Annotated in this window: 15 protein-coding genes; 10 read left to right on the plus strand and 5 right to left on the minus strand. The window is 64.9% G+C overall.

Annotated features, from left to right (window positions below; translation table 11 throughout):
* The first annotated feature begins 8 nt into the window (after positions 1-8).
* Positions 9-461 (plus strand): universal stress protein, encoded by a 453-nt coding sequence (locus ACKI1H_RS28605; RefSeq protein WP_138525075.1) that lies wholly within the window; start codon positions 9-11, stop codon positions 459-461.
* An 80-nt stretch (positions 462-541) separates the two neighbouring features.
* Here ACKI1H_RS28605 and ACKI1H_RS28610 read toward each other — a convergent pair whose 3' ends face one another.
* Entirely contained in the window at positions 542-2,200 is a 1,659-nt protein-coding gene (locus ACKI1H_RS28610; protein WP_440467069.1) for a phosphoethanolamine transferase, read from the minus strand.
* 295 nt (positions 2,201-2,495) lie between these two features.
* Here ACKI1H_RS28610 and ACKI1H_RS28615 point away from each other — a divergent pair, with 295 nt between their 5' ends.
* Complete coding sequence (locus tag ACKI1H_RS28615) at positions 2,496-4,658, plus strand: putative bifunctional diguanylate cyclase/phosphodiesterase (protein ID WP_138525073.1); 2,163 nt, start codon at positions 2,496-2,498, stop codon at positions 4,656-4,658.
* A 4-nt stretch (positions 4,659-4,662) separates the two neighbouring features.
* Here the strand turns inward: ACKI1H_RS28615 and ACKI1H_RS28620 are convergent, their stop codons facing one another.
* Both ACKI1H_RS28620 and ACKI1H_RS28625 read right to left on the minus strand, forming a co-directional pair.
* Positions 4,663-5,454 (minus strand): hydroxypyruvate isomerase family protein, encoded by a 792-nt coding sequence (locus tag ACKI1H_RS28620; protein ID WP_440467070.1) that lies wholly within the window; start codon positions 5,452-5,454, stop codon positions 4,663-4,665.
* Positions 5,451-6,350, minus strand: a complete 900-nt coding sequence (locus ACKI1H_RS28625; RefSeq protein WP_138525071.1) for an NAD(P)-dependent oxidoreductase — start codon at positions 6,348-6,350, stop codon at positions 5,451-5,453. The genes ACKI1H_RS28620 and ACKI1H_RS28625 overlap by 4 nt, the downstream gene beginning before the upstream one ends.
* Before the next feature lie 167 nt (positions 6,351-6,517).
* On the opposite strand from ACKI1H_RS28625, the gene ACKI1H_RS28630 reads away from it, so the two are divergent.
* The 4 genes from ACKI1H_RS28630 to phnE are packed head-to-tail and all read left to right on the plus strand — an operon-like array spanning position 6,518 to position 9,781.
* Positions 6,518-7,375: a putative selenate ABC transporter substrate-binding protein gene (locus ACKI1H_RS28630; protein ID WP_054907404.1), complete on the plus strand. Its 858-nt coding sequence runs from the start codon at positions 6,518-6,520 to the stop codon at positions 7,373-7,375.
* Complete coding sequence (locus ACKI1H_RS28635; RefSeq protein ID WP_440467071.1) at positions 7,372-8,178, plus strand: phosphonate ABC transporter ATP-binding protein; 807 nt, start codon at positions 7,372-7,374, stop codon at positions 8,176-8,178. The genes ACKI1H_RS28630 and ACKI1H_RS28635 overlap by 4 nt, the downstream gene beginning before the upstream one ends.
* On the plus strand, positions 8,172-9,014 hold the full coding sequence (locus tag ACKI1H_RS28640) for a PhnE/PtxC family ABC transporter permease (RefSeq protein WP_440467072.1): 843 nt from the start codon (positions 8,172-8,174) through the stop codon (positions 9,012-9,014). The genes ACKI1H_RS28635 and ACKI1H_RS28640 overlap by 7 nt, the downstream gene beginning before the upstream one ends.
* A complete protein-coding gene (gene phnE, locus ACKI1H_RS28645; protein ID WP_440467073.1) occupies positions 9,011-9,781 on the plus strand; it encodes a phosphonate ABC transporter, permease protein PhnE in 771 nt (256 codons plus the stop codon). Before ACKI1H_RS28640 ends, phnE begins: the two co-directional genes overlap by 4 nt.
* 179 nt (positions 9,782-9,960) lie before the next feature.
* Here the strand turns inward: phnE and ACKI1H_RS28650 are convergent, their stop codons facing one another.
* Both ACKI1H_RS28650 and ACKI1H_RS28655 read right to left on the minus strand, forming a co-directional pair.
* A complete protein-coding gene (locus tag ACKI1H_RS28650; RefSeq protein ID WP_024766898.1) occupies positions 9,961-10,326 on the minus strand; it encodes a DUF5064 family protein in 366 nt (121 codons plus the stop codon).
* 66 nt (positions 10,327-10,392) lie between these two features.
* Complete coding sequence (locus tag ACKI1H_RS28655) at positions 10,393-10,710, minus strand: DUF2288 domain-containing protein (RefSeq protein WP_081515892.1); 318 nt, start codon at positions 10,708-10,710, stop codon at positions 10,393-10,395.
* Between the two features lie 308 nt (positions 10,711-11,018).
* Here ACKI1H_RS28655 and ACKI1H_RS28660 point away from each other — a divergent pair, with 308 nt between their 5' ends.
* The 4 genes from ACKI1H_RS28660 to livG all read left to right on the plus strand — a co-directional run bounded on the left by ACKI1H_RS28660 (position 11,019) and on the right by livG (position 15,198).
* Positions 11,019-12,140, plus strand: coding sequence for a branched-chain amino acid ABC transporter substrate-binding protein (locus ACKI1H_RS28660; RefSeq protein ID WP_045210450.1), 1,122 nt, complete (start codon positions 11,019-11,021; stop codon positions 12,138-12,140).
* Between the two features lie 117 nt (positions 12,141-12,257).
* A complete protein-coding gene (livH, locus tag ACKI1H_RS28665) occupies positions 12,258-13,181 on the plus strand; it encodes a high-affinity branched-chain amino acid ABC transporter permease LivH (protein ID WP_138525067.1) in 924 nt (307 codons plus the stop codon).
* Positions 13,178-14,434: a high-affinity branched-chain amino acid ABC transporter permease LivM gene (locus ACKI1H_RS28670; protein ID WP_138525066.1), complete on the plus strand. Its 1,257-nt coding sequence runs from the start codon at positions 13,178-13,180 to the stop codon at positions 14,432-14,434. The genes livH and ACKI1H_RS28670 overlap by 4 nt, the downstream gene beginning before the upstream one ends.
* On the plus strand, positions 14,431-15,198 hold the full coding sequence (gene livG / locus ACKI1H_RS28675) for a high-affinity branched-chain amino acid ABC transporter ATP-binding protein LivG (RefSeq protein WP_045210453.1): 768 nt from the start codon (positions 14,431-14,433) through the stop codon (positions 15,196-15,198). The genes ACKI1H_RS28670 and livG overlap by 4 nt, the downstream gene beginning before the upstream one ends.
* Positions 15,199-15,201: the final 3 nt, after the last annotated feature.

Raw genomic sequence — 15,201 nt, forward strand, 5'->3', positions numbered from 1 at the left:
AACACATCATGTACGAGCGCATTCTGGTAGCGGTGGACGGCAGCCCGGTTTCCGACCGTGCCCTGGTCGAAGCGGCTAAGCTGGCCCAGCTGAGCGGCGGCGAGCTGCGTGTCATCACCATCGTCGACAGCCCGCTGCGCCATCTGCCCGACTACGCGGTGTACTACAACCCGGAGCCGCTGCGCGAAGCCGCGCTGAAGGCCGCCGATGACATCCTCGGCAAGGCGAAGGAGAAGATCGCCGAGTTCCCGGTGAAAACCAGCTTCGAGCGGGTCTGCCAGGAACGCGCCAGCGAAGAGATCGCCGAGCGCATCGAGATCGAGGCCGAGGCCTCCAAGGCCGACATCATCGTCATGGGCACCCACGGCCGCCGTGGCGTGCGCCGCCTGATGCTGGGCAGCGTGGCCGAAGGCCTGCTGCGCGTCAGCAACCGTCCGGTGCTGCTGGTTCGCGAGAAGTAACAGCCCCCGGATAGACAAAAGGCCCTGCGGTGCAAACCGCAGGGCCTTTTTCATGGCCGCCGTTCAGGTCGGCTCTCCACTCATTGCGCAGCGGTCATGTCGCGCTTGCAGGAGTGGAAGATGTCCAGGTCCGACTGGTACAGGCTGGTGTGCACGCCATACAGACCGAGCACCGAGTGGAACAGGTTGTCATGGCTCAGCTCGGCACCATCGGCTTTCCTCTCCAGGCAACCGCGGTCCACGCCCATGCCACCCAGCGCGCCACTGCCGAACCACATCACCATGGGCACGTGGGTCTGCGCCTTCGGGGCGATGGCATAGGGCGCGGCGTGCAGGTAGACGCCATTCTCGCCCAGCGACTCGCCGTGGTCCGAGACATAGACCATCGAGGTGTCGAAGCGCTCCTGGTTCTGCTTGAGCAGCTCAACCACCTTGGACAGGAAGAAGTCGGTGTACAGGATGGTGTTGTCATAGACGTTCACCAACTCCTCGCTGCTGCAACTGCCCAGCTGGTTGGTGTGGCACACCGGGGTGAAGCGCTCCAGCGACTTGGGATAGCGCTCGTAGTACTCCGGACCGTGGCTGCCATCGGCGTGCAGGACGATGATGGCGTTGTCTTTCAGGCCGTCGATATAGGCCTGCAAATTCTGCAGCAGGGCTTCGTCCAGGCAGTTCTTGCCGTCGCAGAACGGGCCGGGCTGATCCTTCGGAATATCGCGGTTGGGCACGCGCAGGCAGGTGCCCTTGCAGTCGCTGTTGTTGTCCAGCCAGAGCACCGAAACGCCGACGCGCTGGAGGATGTCCAGCAGACCCTGGTTGGTCTTGCCCTTCTTGTCGCTGTAGTCCTCGCGAGGAAACTTGGAGAACATGCAGGGCACCGACACCGCCGTCGAAGTACCGCAGGAGCTGACGTTGGTGAAGTTGAGGATGTCGAGCTTCTTCAGTTCCGGGTTGGTATCGCGGGCGTAGCCGTTGAGGGAGAAGTGGTCCGCGCGGGCGGTTTCACCGACCACGAAGATCATCAGCGACTTGCGGCCATCGGCGCTCACCTTGCGCGGCATCACCGCGTCCTCGCCGATGGGCTGCACCACCAGGTTTTCCTTGATGCCCAGGCGCTGCTTGGCGAACTTGCTCACCGCGTAGATGTAGTTGGTCGGGTTGATGAAGTGGGTCAGCTTCTCTTCCTGGCGGAACACCGGGGCGTAGGTGGAATAGAACGCCCCCACGCAGACGGCAACCACCACCAGGCAGCCAAAGATCACCAGGACCTTGCTCAGCAGGCCACGGAAGAACGGGCTATAGCGTACCGGCGTCAGCCAGATGATCGCGGCCGGCAGCACGCCGAGCACCAGCAGGTAGCCCAACATACGTGCGCTGAACAGCGCGGTGGCTTCACCGGGGTTGGTCTCGACGACGTTCTGCACCATCACGGTATCGATCACGACACCGTAGGAGTTCATGAAGTACGCCGCTGCCGCGGATACCAGCGCCACCAGGGTCAGCGCCGGCTTGAGCAGCGGGCGGAAGGACACCAGGGTCAGCAACAGGGTGAAGGCAGCCCAGAGGAAGAGGCCGAAGGAAGCGAAGAACGCCACGCCCCAGAGGCCTTCCATGGGTACCAGGCTGTTCAGCGCCCTCCAGGTGGCGAAGTTGTAGAACAGCACCAGTGCCAGCGAGAACAGCAGGACCAGCCGCGCGGAACTGACCTGGGGGAAGAGGCGGCGCTTGCCCTCGGACATCGAGCGCACTCCTTACATCGATAGTCGGATAGGAAATGGGATGGCCGACCCTGCCGGCCGGCGGCGCAACTCTAGCGGGCAGTTAGTCAAAAAAGTGTCAAGTTGGCTACAAGCTTTCGGCCAGTGGTCGGATCCGGGATCGACTGGGCACCTGGCACTACCGTACGTCGCGCACCTTCCGGCATTGCGCCGAAAATTCAACGCGCTCCTTGCAGCGTCATCCTGGCTTCCTAGACTTGAAGCAAAGTGATATCAATCTGCCTTCTCCTCCCCCGACATCCGGAGCATCCCGCCCATGGACTGGCACCAGGACGCCTTACCCGATGCTGTGCTGCTGGAGTGTTCCCACACCCCCGGATTGGTCCTGCTGGCCATCCTCATCGCCTGCGTCGCCAGCTTCGTCGCGCTGAGCATTGCTGCGCGGATGGTCCGCGCGCCGCAACATGCGCACCGCTGGCAGTGGGTCGGTGGCATCTGCCTGGGCAGCGGCATCTGGTCGATGCACTTCGTTTCGATGCTGGCCTTCCACGCCTCCGTGCCGCTGCATTTCGCCGGCGGCCTGACGTTGCTTTCGCTGCTCATCGCCATCGCGATCTGCGTGGTCGCCATGCGCCTGCTCGCCCACGCCGGGCTGAGCCCGCTGCAATACCTGCTGGCCGCCTGCTGCATCGGCGCCAGCATCGCCGGCATGCACTACACGGGCATGGCCGCTATCGAATCACCGCCGATGCAGCACTACGACCCGCTGCTGGTCACTCTCTCGGTGCTGATGGCCGTCCTGGTGGCCTTCGTCGCACTGGTCCTGGCGCCCGTACTCAATCGCCAGCCGGCGGGCCGCCAATGGATCTACCAGATTCTCGCCAGCCTGCTGCTGGGCGGCGCCATCTCCAGCATGCACTTCACCGGCATGGCCGCACTGACCCTGACGCTGCCCAGCTGGGTAGCACCGGTGGCGGACCTGGGGCGCAACAACGCCATTCAGCTCGGACTGATGGTCGGCCTGCTGGCCCTCGCCGTGGTACTGGCCGGGCTCTGGGCGGCCTGGATCGAGGACAGCCTGGAAAGCAAGGTAAGCGAGCTGAGCCGGGTCAACGCCCTGCTCAACCAGCTGGACAGTGCCAACGCCTCGCTGCAGAAACTGGCGCGCTTCGACGGCCTCACCGGCCTGCACAACCGCAACGCCCTCAACGACGAGTTCGCGGCCCGCCTGCAACGCAACCGGCAGAAGGGCCAGGGCATGGCGGTGATCCTGCTGGACCTGGACCACTTCAAGCGGGTCAACGACTCCCTCGGCCATGCCGCCGGCGACGAATTGCTGTGCATCGTCTCCGAGCGAATCCGCAGTGCGCTGCGCAACACCGACCTGCTGGCGCGCTTTGGCGGCGACGAGTTCTGCATCCTCGCCGACCTGGGCGAGGACCACGAGGCGCGCATCCTCGCCCAGCGCCTGATGCAGCGCATGAAAGAACCGATCAGCATCGCCGGGCGCAGCCTGGTGATGACCATGAGCGTCGGCATCAGCCTGTATCCCAACGACAGCGAACAGCCCGAGGAGTTGCTCAAGCACGCCGACCTGGCCCTTTACCAGTCCAAGGGTAACGGCCGCAACGCCACGCACTTCTTCAGTCCGCACCTGAAGACCAAGGCAACCCAGGAACTGCAGCTGGAAGAGGAACTGCGCAAGGCGCTGTGGGACGATGAGCTGGTGCTCTACTACCAGCCAATCCTGCGCATCGATCACGGCGAAGTGGAGCAGCTCGAAGCCCTGGTACGCTGGAAGCACCCGACCCACGGCCTGCTGGCACCGGATCGATTCATCGGGCTGGCCACGGCCAACGGCCTGATCGGCGCACTGGACGCCTGGGTGATGCGCCGCGCCTGCGAGGACCTGCGCCGCCTGCACGACCTGGGCTACAAGGACTTGCGGGTGGCGGTGAACTGCTGCGCCAGCAACCTGGGCCGCGAGGGGCTGGTCGATGAAGTGCAGCAGACCCTCGCAGACACCGGTCTCGCCGCACGCTACCTGGAGATGGAGGTCACCGAGAACGCCGTGATGTCCAACATCAGCCAGGCCATCCCGCTGCTCAATCGCCTGCGCGACCTGGGCGTGAGCCTGTCCATCGACGACTTCGGCACCGGCTATTCGTCGCTGTCCTACCTGCGCCAGCTACCACTGGATGCCCTCAAGGTGGACCGCTCCTTCATCCGCGACGTGCCGCAGTCACGCCGCGACAGCGAGATCGCCCAGGCCATCATCGCCATGGCGCAGAAGCTGCACCTTAAAGTGATCGCCGAGGGCGTGGAGCACGCGCAGCAACTGGCGTTCCTGCGCGACAACCATTGCGAGCTGGCCCAGGGCTACCTGTTCAGCCGACCCCTGCCCCTGAGCGCGCTGGTGGAGTTCCTCGAGGCTTACCGCGAAGACAGCGACTCGGCGCTGCTTCGCAGCCAGGCCTGATGGATCAGAAGTCGAACTTGCCGGCGCGCCAGCGCGGCAGCCAACGCAGGGAGTCGGCGGTGGTACCCGTGGGGCGATACTCGGCGCCCAGCCAGCCTTCGTAGCCCACGTCGTCGAGCACCTGCAGCGGCACCTCGAACTCCATCTCGCCCGAACCCGGCTCGCCGCGTCCGGGATAGTCGGCGAACTGCACGTGGCCGATCTGGCCCATCAGCGCGTAGATGCAATCGACCAGTTCCAGGCCCATGCGCGCCATGTGGTAGAGGTCCAGTTGCGCGCGCAGATTCTCCCGCGCCACCCGCTCGAGCATGTCCTGCAAGTGCTCGGGTGTGTTGAGCAGGAAGTCCTTCATGTCGTGGCAGTTGATGGCTTCCATCAGCACATCGGTGCCGCTACCGGCAAAGGCATCGCAGGTGGCGCGCAGGCGCTCGGCAAGGGTCTGCAGCGCCACCTCGCGCTCCAGTCCCTCGACCAGTCGGCCAGCCAGCACGTTGATGTGCTGCGGCTGGACGATGCGCGCATAGTCCAGCGCCTTGGCCAGTGCCGCCTCGAATTCGGCAGCACGCTCCGGAACAGCGGCGATGCCCGGACCGCCCTGCATCAGGTCACCGGCCGGCAGGTTGATCAGCACTAGCGGCAGGCCGGCTTCGTCCAGCGCGGCCTTCAGGTCCTGCGCGGGGACGTCGTAGGGGAACTGGATTTCCACGCCCTCGAAGCCGGCCTTGGCGGCGGCGTCGATGCGCTGCAACAGTGGGACTTCGGTGAACAGCAGGGACAGGTTGGCGCAGAGTTTCATGCAGGGAGTTCCTTCGAAAGACGGTATTGCTCGACCAGCGTAGCCGGGTCGCGTTCGAGATTGCCCTGGCTGCCATGCAGGCGCATCAGTTGCGCGGCGAGGCCGCTCATGGGCGTGGCCGAGCCCTCCTCGCGGGAAAGCTTCACGGCGGTGTCCAGATCCTTGAGCAGCGTGCGTACGTGCCACTTCACCGGCTCGAAGCGGCTCTCGGCCATCTGCGGGGCCAGGATCTGCAGGGGTTTGGAGTCAGCGAAACCACCAGCCAGGGCCGGGGCTATCAGACTGGCGTCAACGCCGGATTGCTCCGCCAGCGCCACCACCTCGGCGATCACCAGCGCGTTGCAGGCAACGATCATCTGGTTGCACACCTTGGTCACCTGCCCCGCACCAACATCGCCCATGCGCGTCAGGCGCTGGCCGAGGTGGGCGAGGATCGGCCGCACACGCTCGATGTCCTCGACGCGACCGCCGGCCATGATCGCCAGGGTGCCGGCTTCGGCGCCCGGCGTGCCGCCGGAGACCGGCGCATCGATCCAGCGCATGCCGGTACGCACTTCCAGTTCGGCGGCCATCTCGCGGGTCGCGGCCGGCTCCAGACTGGAGAAATCCACCAGCACCTGGCCGGCGCGGGCGCTTTCGACGATGCCGCCAGCGCCGAACACCACTTCGCGCACGGCGGCGGTATCGGCCAGGCACAGCATAACTACCTCGGCGTCGGCGCAAAGCTGCGCCGGCGTTTCCACAGCCGTGGCGCCCTCGGCGGCCAGCAGGTCACGCTTGCCGGCGGAGCGGTTCCACACGGCCAGCGGATAACCGGCGGCGAGCAGGCGGCGCGTCATGGGTACCCCCATCAATCCGAGACCGGCAAAAGCGAGGGATGGCAAAGGGGACGACATGGGGTGATCTCCAGTTCGACAGCAGGACGGGCACGGGGAGCGGCATTCTAGCAGGCGCAACGTTGGCCCGGCCGGCGTTGCTTTCGATAGCGGGACGGCAGCCAAACAGGCGCGCCGCCACTATACTCCCGGAGTTTTTTCCGCCATTGACCCGGAGAACTCTCCCCATGCTCAAACGCACCCTGGCGCTCGCCGCCGGTTTTGCCCTGTCCCTGTCCGCTGTTTTCGCCCACGCAGACACCCCGAAAGAACTGAAAGTCTCTGCCATTCCCGACGAAGCCCCCACCGAACTGCTGCGCAAGTTCAAGCCACTGGGCGCCTATCTGGAAGAGCAACTGGGCATGCCGGTGAAGTTCATCCCGGTATCCGACTATGCCGGCGTGGTCGAGGCACTGGCTTCGGATCGCCTCGACATGGCCTGGCTGGGCGGCTTCACCTTCGTCCAGGCGCGCCTGAAGACCGGCAACGCCATCCCGCTGGTGCAGCGCGAGCAGGACCAGCAGTTCACCAGCAAATTCATCACCGCCGACCCGAACGTGAAATCGATCCAGGACCTCAAGGGCAAGACCTTCGCCTTTGGCTCGGTATCGTCCACCTCCGGCAGCCTGATGCCGCGCTACTTCATGCAGAAGGACGGGGTGGTGCCCGAGCAGTTCTTCTCCCGCGTGGCCTACTCCGGCGCCCACGACGCCACCGTCGCCTGGGTTCAGGCCGGCAAGGTCGACGCTGGCGTGCTGAATGCCTCTGTCTGGCAGAAGCTGGTGGACAGCGGCAAGGTCGACACCAACAAGGTGAAGGTCTTCGCGACTACGCCGACCTACTACGACTACAACTGGACCGTGCGCGGCAACCTCGATCCGGCCCTGGCCGAGAAGATCAAGAAGGCCTTCCTCGCCCTCGACCCGAGCAAGCCGCGCGACAAGGAAATCCTTGATCTCCAGGCGGCGAGCCGCTTCATCGAGACCCAGCCTGACAACTACAAGGGCATCGAGGAATCGGCGCGCGCCGCCGGCCTGCTGAAGTGACCCTGAAACTGACCGGCGTGGAGCACATCCACGCCAATGGCCAGCGCTCGCTCGCCGGTATCGACCTCAGCGTCGCTGCCGGCGAACGGGTGGCGATCATCGGCCCTTCAGGCGCCGGCAAGACCACCCTGCTACGCATCCTCGCCACCGCACTGAAACCCGCTTCCGGCAGTTTCGACCTGCTCGGCACCCAGCCCTGGGCGCTGAGCAGCTCCGCGCGCCAGCGTCTGCGCTCGCGCATTGCCCTGGTGCACCAAGCCCCACCGCTGCCACCGCGGCAACGGGTGGTCACCGCCGTACTCGCCGGCCGTCTCGGCCAGTGGCCGCTGTGGAAAAGCCTGGCCAGCCTGCTCTACCCCGTCGACAGTGCCGGCGCCCGCAGCGAACTGCAGCGCCTGGACCTGGGCGACAAGCTGTTCGAGCGCTGCGACCAGCTTTCCGGCGGCCAGCTGCAACGCGTCGGCATCGCCCGTGCGCTGTACCAGCAGGCCGAACTGCTGCTGGCGGACGAACCCGTCTCGGCCATGGATCCGGTACTCGCCGGCCACACCCTCGGCGTGCTCACCCGAGAAACGCAGAACCGTGGCGTGACGCTGCTCGCCAGCCTGCACGCGGTGGACCTTGCGCTGGAGCACTTCCCGCGCATCGTCGGCGTGCGCGACGGCCGTATCGCCTTCGACAAGGCGGCGGAGAACGTCACTCCCGAGGACTTGCGAGCCCTCTACGCCAACGAGCAGCTCGGCCAGCAGGAGAATTCCTCGCCGGTGGGCAAACCGGTGGTGGTGCAGATTCCGCGATGCTGAACCCAGCACTCTCCAAACGACCGCCCCGCGACCCAGCGGCACTGCCACGCCTGCTGCTCACCTTGCTCGCCCTGCTCTTGCTTTGGCCGGGCCTGCGCCTGTCCGAGCTGGATATCGCCGGCCTGTTCAACGGCGACAATGCACGGACCATGGGCAACTTCCTCGGCGGCTTCTGGCCGCCGGCCCATGACGAGGAATTCCTCGCCCTGCTCGGCCGCGCGACCCTGGAAACCCTGGCCATCGCCACCGCCGGCATGGCCCTGGCCTGGCTGATCGCGTTCCCCTCCGCCCTGCTGGCAACCCGCGCGCTGTCGCTCTCTGCCCTGCCCCGGGGTGGCCTGCCGGCCTGGTGGGCCCGCGCGCTGCGCTGGCCGGTGCGCGGCCTGCTGATCGTCCTGCGCAGCGTGCCGGAAATCGTCTGGGCGTTGCTGTTCGTCCGTGCGGTGGGCCTGGGCCCTACTGCCGGCGTGCTGGCTATCGCCATCACCTACGGCGGCATGCTCGGCAAGGTCTACGCGGAAATCTTCGAATCGGTGGACCCGCGCCCGACCCGCGCCCTTCTGCTGGGCGGCGGTTCGCGGCTGCAGGCCTTCGCCTACGGCGTGCTGCCCTCGGCGGCAGCGGAACTGATCTCCTACACCGTCTACCGCTGGGAGTGTGCCATCCGCGCTTCGGTGGTGATGGGCTTCGTCGGCGCCGGCGGCCTCGGCCAGCAGATCGACCTGTCACTGCGCATGTTCGCCGGCGGTGAAGTGGCGAGCATCCTGCTGACCTTCCTGGCGCTGGTGCTGGGCGCCGACCTGCTCAGCCGTTTCCTGCGCGGGAGACTCGAATGACCGGCCTGCTGCGCAGCCTGGGCTGGCTGCTGCTGATCCTGCTCGCCGTCGGCGCATCCTTCGCCTACCTGGAGATGGACACCGGCGGGCTGTTCGACGCCCGGGGCCTCGGCCAGATGCTCGACTACGGCCGCGACTTTCTCTCGCCGGACCTGAGTGCAACACACCTCACGGCAGTCGGGCGCGGCGCCCTCGAAACCCTGGCCATGTCCGCCATCGGCACGCTGCTCGCGGCGCTGCTGGGGATGCTGCTGGCGTTGCCGGCGGCCGGGCGCTTCGGACGCATCGCACAAAGCCTGTCGCGCTTGCTGCTCAATGCCCTGCGTGCGGTCCCGGAGCTGGTATGGGGCGCGCTGATGGTACTGGCCGCCGGGCTCGGCCCGAACGCCGGCACGCTCGCACTGGCGTTGCACACCGGCGGCGTGCTCGGCCGACTGTTCGCCGAAGCGCTGGAGAACACCCCTACTGCCCCAGCAGAGGCCGTGCGCCTGGCCGGTGGCGGGCGCGTCGCCGCCTTCGCCTACGGCACCCTTCCGGCAGTCTGGCCGCAGCTGGTGGCGTACATGCTCTATCGCTGGGAGAACAACATCCGCATGGCCAGTGTGCTCGGCTTCGTTGGCGCGGGCGGCCTGGGGCAGATGCTGTATTTCAGCCTCAGCCTGTTCCAGCAGGCCCAGGCGGCCACGGTGATCATCGCCATGCTGCTCCTGGTGCTTTGCGTCGATAGCCTGAGCGCCAGGGCACGGCAGCGCTGGGTGAGCCAGTAACCTTGTAGGAGCGAGGGGGACGCCCAGTTCTTGCTCGCGAACTGCTCCAGCGCAGGAGCAGCTGGTGAATCCGTTCGCGAGCAAGCTCGCTCCTACAGGAAACGCCCCTGGCGCTGCGGCTGAAACAGTCCACAACAAAAAGCCCGGCACATGGCCGGGCTTTTCATTGAATACGTCGCTTACGAATCGCCGTGGATCACCTTGTCCAGGTCGATGGGGTCGCCAGGCTGGGTGCCGAGCTTCTGACGGATGTCCTCGAACATCGCGTCGTACTCTTTATGGTTGCGCACCATCGAGCCGAACCGCGGGTGCAGGCCATGCTTCTGCGCAATGCGGGTGGCATCGCTGGCAAAGTTGAAGGCCTGCTCCTTGGGCATGTCCCACTCTTCGGTGAAGGCATTGCCGTCGATCTCGCCTTTCATGACGAAGTGGACAATGGTGCCCTTTTCCACATCCTTGCGAACTTCATAGTTGATGTGAGCGTCGATCTCCTGCTGCCCCAGCCCCGGTAGAGACTGGAGATGCAGATGGCCCGGTTCGAACATGGCGAATCTCCTTCAGTGGAATCCAGACAGTCTAGCCGGCCTTTTCGAATTGGAAATCGCCCTGGGTCAGTGCACGGACTCTTTTCGAACTCTTTCTTGAACCAGCACCCAGGGTGCGATCACCACCGCCCAGAGCTCCGGGTCACGGTCGTGGAAATCCTGCGCCAACTTCTCGTCGACCTTGCTCAGATCACCACTGGCCAGCCAGGCGGCGACCTTCGTCCGATCGTCCTCGGCCACGCCCATCGCGACCTCCACCAGATCGGCGCAAGCCGCGACCTTGAGCAGGTTGCCGCGGGCGAAGAAGGGCGCAAGCTCCTGCCAGGAAATCTTCGCGGTTTCGCCAAGCAACTTGGCATAGAGGGTGCTAGCTTGTTCAGTCATGAATCTCACCTGGTAAACGAACGGCGCCATGATAGCGCCGGGACCGCGCCAGGCAAGGTTCGGACGGCGTTTTCGCTGGTGACGGAAACCCACAAGGAGAAGTCATACAGCGCCGTTTTTCTGTACGTTTGTTTCAATCTTGCGACATGCCCACGATCGGCTGCCCGCCACCCGCTTTTCAAGCGGTCCGGCGGCACTCTACACTGTACCGGTACAGTTGCCGGTGGGTCTGTCCGGGGCAATCCCGGTCCGGTGAGCCGCTGGCAACCAGGACTACAAAAACGAAAACACAAGAAGAGTGGAGCATTATGAAAAAGGGTACTCAGCGTCTTTCCCAGCTGTTCACCGCCATGGCCCTGGCCGGCGTTGCCAGCTTCTCCATGGCCGCCGACACCATCAAGATTGCTCTGGCCGGCCCGGTGACCGGCGCAGTCGCCCAGTATGGGGAGATGCAGTTCATTGGCGCGAAGATGGCCATTGAGCAGATCAACAAGGCCGGCGGCGTCGACGGCAAGCAACTCGAAGGCGTGGTCTACGACGACGCTTGCGATCCGAAACAAGCCGTGGCCGTTGCCAACAAGATCGTCAACGATGGCGTCAAGTTCGTCGTTGGCCACCTGTGCTCCAGCTCCACTCAACCGGCTTCGGATATCTACGAAGACGAGGGCGTGATGATGATCACCGCCGCTTCCACCAGCCCGGACATCACCTCCCGTGGCTACAAGCTGATCTTCCGCACCATCGGTCTGGACAGCCTGCAGGGCCCGACCGCCGGCAAGTTCATCGCCGAGCACATCAAGCCCAAGACCGTGGCCGTGATCCACGACAAGCAGCAGTACGGCGAAGGCATCGCCACTGCCGTGAAGAAAACCCTGGAAGACGCTGGCATCAAGGTCGCCCTGTTCGAAGGCATCAACGCCGGCGACAAGGACTTCTCCGCGATGATCGCCAAGCTCAAGCAGGCCAAGGTCGACTTCGTCTACTACGGCGGCTACCACCCGGAGCTGGGCCTGATCCTGCGCCAGGCTTCCGAGAAAGGCCTGAAAGTCGGCTTCATGGGCCCGGAAGGCGTGGGTAACAAAGAGATCTCCGCCATCGCCGGCCCGGCTTCCGAAGGCCTGTACGTGACCCTGCCGAAGTCCTTCGACCAGGATCCGAAGAACCAGGCTCTGGTTGACGCCTTCAAGGCCAAGAACGAAGACCCGAGCGGTCCGTTCGTGTTCCCGGCCTACGCCGCCGTCCAGGTCATCGCCGAAGGCATCAAGAAAGCCGGCAGCGAGGACACCGACAAGGTAGCCGCCGCGCTGCGCTCCAACACCTTCGCGACCCCGACCGGTGACCTGGCCTTCGACGAGAAGGGCGACCTGAAGAACTTCAACTTCGTGGTCTACCAGTGGCACAAGGACGGCACCAAGACCGAAGCCAAGTAAGCCACCCGCCGCCACACAAAGCCCACTGCCCACAGCAGTGGGCTTTGTTTATCCGAGTATTCCGGGGGTCCGTCGCGCCACAAGCGCCGCTTCACGCGACGCCCGAGGAGTTAGGTAATGCCTGAGCTCTATCACTACCTGCAACAGCTGATCAACGGCCTCACCGTCGGCAGCACCTATGCCCTGATCGCCATCGGCTACACCATGGTCTACGGCATCATCGGCATGATCAACTTCGCCCATGGCGAGGTGTACATGATTGGCTCGTACGTGGCCTTCATCGTGATCACGGGGCTGGCCATGATGGGGATCGTTAGTCTCCCTGTCGTTATCATCTGCACCTTCGCCGCGGCGGTCATCGTCACCAGCGCCTACGGCTACAGCATCGAACGGATCGCCTATCGGCCCCTGCGTGGAAGCAATCGGCTGATTCCGCTGATCTCCGCGATCGGCATGTCGATCTTCCTGCAGAACGAGGTCCTGCTGGCCCAGGATTCCAAGGACAAGGCAATCCCCAACCTGCTGCCGGGCAACTTCATCATCGGCGCGGACGAGATGACCGGCGTGACTATCTCGTACATGCAGGTGCTGATCTTCATCGTCACCCTGCTGACCATGTACGGCCTGTCCATGTTCATTTCCCGCTCCCGCCTGGGCCGCGCCTGCCGCGCCTGTGCGGAGGATCTGAAGATGGCCAACCTGCTGGGCATCAACACCAACAACATCATCGCCCTGACCTTCGTCATCGGCGCCACCCTGGCCGCCGTGGCCGCGGTGCTGCTGGGCCTGCAATACGGCGTGATCAACCCGCACATCGGCTTCCTCGCCGGCATCAAGGCGTTCACCGCCGCGGTGCTGGGCGGCATCGGCAGCATTCCGGGCGCCATGCTCGGCGGGCTGGTGCTGGGTGTTGCCGAAGCCTTCGGCGCCGACGTGTTCGGTGACCAGTACAAGGACGTGGTGGCCTTCACCCTGCTGGTACTCGTCCTGCTCTTCCGCCCCACTGGCCTGCTCGGTCGCCCGGAGGTGGAAAAGGTATGAGCCAGAAACTCAAGACCGCATTCTTCAGCGCCCTGCTGGTGATGGCCGTCGCCTATCCGGTGCTGGGCGTGAAGCTCAGCGTGATCGGCATCGGCCTGCAACTGGAGAACGTCAGCCCCGCGCGCCTGTGGACCATCGCCGCCTGCGCCGTGCTGATGTTCGTCTGGCAACTGGTGCGTGACCGCTTCGCCTTCGGCGGCAGCGTCAAGCAAGCCTTGTCGCATCCGCACACCAAGTTGGCCGAACGCCTGACCCATGCCTCCGTGCAGCGCAAGATCATCATGGGCCTGATCGTCGTCGCCCTCGCCTGGCCGTTCTTCGGCTCGCGCGGCGCGGTGGACATCGCCACCCTGATCCTGATCTACGTGCTGCTGGGCCTGGGCCTGAACATCGTGGTGGGCCTGGCTGGCCTGCTCGACCTCGGCTACGTGGGCTTCTACGCCGTGGGCGCCTACAGCTACGCGCTGCTGTCGCACTACTACGGCCTGGGCTTCTGGGTGTGCCTGCCGATCGCCGGCCTGATGGCCGCGTTCTTCGGCTTCATCCTCGGCTTCCCGGTGTTGAGGTTGCGCGGGGACTACCTCGCCATCGTGACCTTGGGCTTCGGCGAGATCATCCGCATCCTGCTGCGCAACATGACCGAGCTCACCGGCGGCCCCAACGGCATCAGCAACATCGACAAGCCGACCTTGTTCGGCCTGACCTTCGAGCGCCGCGCCCCCGAGGGCATGCAGACCTTCCACGAGTTCTTCGGCATCGCCTACAACTCGAACTACAAGGTCGTCTTCCTCTATCTGGTTGCGCTACTGCTGGTCCTGCTGGTGCTGTTCGTGATCAACCGTCTGCTGCGCATGCCCCTGGGCCGCGCCTGGGAAGCCCTGCGCGAAGACGAGATCGCCTGCCGCGCGCTGGGTCTTAACCCGACGCTGATCAAGCTCTCCGCCTTCACCCTCGGTGCCTGCTTCGCCGGGTTCGCCGGCAGCTTCTTCGCCGCGCGCCAGGGCCTGGTCACGCCGGAGTCGTTCACCTTCATCGAATCGGCCATCATCCTCGCCATCGTGGTGCTGGGTGGCATGGGTTCCCAGCTCGGCGTCATCCTGGCGGCCGTGGTGATGATCCTGCTGCCCGAACTGATGCGTGAGTTCAGCGAGTACCGCATGCTGATGTTCGGCGCCCTCATGGTGCTGATGATGATCTGGCGTCCGCAGGGGCTCCTGCCCATGCAGCGCCCGCACCTGGAGTTGCGAAAATGAGCCGACCGATTCTTGAAGTAGCCGGCCTCACCATGCGCTTCGGCGGGTTGCTGGCCGTCAACAACGTGGCGCTGAAGGTCCAGGAAAAACAGGTGATCTCGATGATCGGCCCGAACGGCGCCGGCAAGACCACCGTGTTCAACTGCCTGACCGGCTTCTACGCGCCCACCGGCGGCGAGATCCTCCTGCGCGGCGAGCCCATCCAGGGCCTGCCGGGCCACAAGATCGCCCACAAGGGCGTAGTGCGGACCTTCCAGAACGTGCGCCTGTTCAAGGAGATGACCGCGGTGGAGAACCTGCTGGTGGCCCAACACCGGCACATCAACACCAACTTCCTCGCCGGTCTGCTCAAGACCCCGTCCTTCCGTCGCGCGGAAGCCGAGGCCCTGGACTACGCCTCGCACTGGCTGGAAATCGTCAACCTCAAGGACATCGCCAACCGCCCGGCAGGCACCCTCGCCTACGGCCAGCAGCGCCGCCTGGAGATCGCCCGCTGCATGATGACCCGTCCGCAGCTGCTGATGCTGGACGAGCCGGCGGCCGGCCTGAACCCACGGGAAACCGAGGACCTCAAGGCGCTGATCGCCATGCTGCGCTCCGAGCACGGCGTCACCGTCCTGCTCATCGAGCACGACATGAAGCTGGTGATGAGCATTTCCGACCACATCTACGTGATCAACCAGGGTACCCCCCTCGCGGATGGCACCCCGGAGGAAATCCGCGGCAACCCGGATGTGATCAAAGCCTATCTGGGGGAGTCCTGAGTC

This window comes from Pseudomonas sp. YH-1, from assembly GCF_051990045.1.
GTDB lineage: Bacteria > Pseudomonadota > Gammaproteobacteria > Pseudomonadales > Pseudomonadaceae > Pseudomonas > Pseudomonas nicosulfuronedens.

Excerpts from the sequence above, each read along its gene's own strand:
- ACKI1H_RS28605 (WP_138525075.1), top strand. The coding sequence starts at position 9 with ATGTACGAGCGCATTCTGGTAGCGGTGGACGGCAGCCCGGTTTCCGAC.
- ACKI1H_RS28610 (WP_440467069.1), bottom strand. The coding sequence starts at position 2,200 with ATGTCCGAGGGCAAGCGCCGCCTCTTCCCCCAGGTCAGTTCCGCGCGG.
- ACKI1H_RS28615 (WP_138525073.1), top strand. The coding sequence starts at position 2,496 with ATGGACTGGCACCAGGACGCCTTACCCGATGCTGTGCTGCTGGAGTGT.
- ACKI1H_RS28620 (WP_440467070.1), bottom strand. The coding sequence starts at position 5,454 with ATGAAACTCTGCGCCAACCTGTCCCTGCTGTTCACCGAAGTCCCACTG.
- ACKI1H_RS28625 (WP_138525071.1), bottom strand. The coding sequence starts at position 6,350 with ATGTCGTCCCCTTTGCCATCCCTCGCTTTTGCCGGTCTCGGATTGATG.
- ACKI1H_RS28630 (WP_054907404.1), top strand. The coding sequence starts at position 6,518 with ATGCTCAAACGCACCCTGGCGCTCGCCGCCGGTTTTGCCCTGTCCCTG.
- ACKI1H_RS28640 (WP_440467072.1), top strand. The coding sequence starts at position 8,172 with ATGCTGAACCCAGCACTCTCCAAACGACCGCCCCGCGACCCAGCGGCA.
- phnE (WP_440467073.1), top strand. The coding sequence starts at position 9,011 with ATGACCGGCCTGCTGCGCAGCCTGGGCTGGCTGCTGCTGATCCTGCTC.
- ACKI1H_RS28650 (WP_024766898.1), bottom strand. The coding sequence starts at position 10,326 with ATGTTCGAACCGGGCCATCTGCATCTCCAGTCTCTACCGGGGCTGGGG.
- ACKI1H_RS28655 (WP_081515892.1), bottom strand. The coding sequence starts at position 10,710 with ATGACTGAACAAGCTAGCACCCTCTATGCCAAGTTGCTTGGCGAAACC.
- ACKI1H_RS28660 (WP_045210450.1), top strand. The coding sequence starts at position 11,019 with ATGAAAAAGGGTACTCAGCGTCTTTCCCAGCTGTTCACCGCCATGGCC.
- livH (WP_138525067.1), top strand. The coding sequence starts at position 12,258 with ATGCCTGAGCTCTATCACTACCTGCAACAGCTGATCAACGGCCTCACC.
- ACKI1H_RS28670 (WP_138525066.1), top strand. The coding sequence starts at position 13,178 with ATGAGCCAGAAACTCAAGACCGCATTCTTCAGCGCCCTGCTGGTGATG.
- livG (WP_045210453.1), top strand. The coding sequence starts at position 14,431 with ATGAGCCGACCGATTCTTGAAGTAGCCGGCCTCACCATGCGCTTCGGC.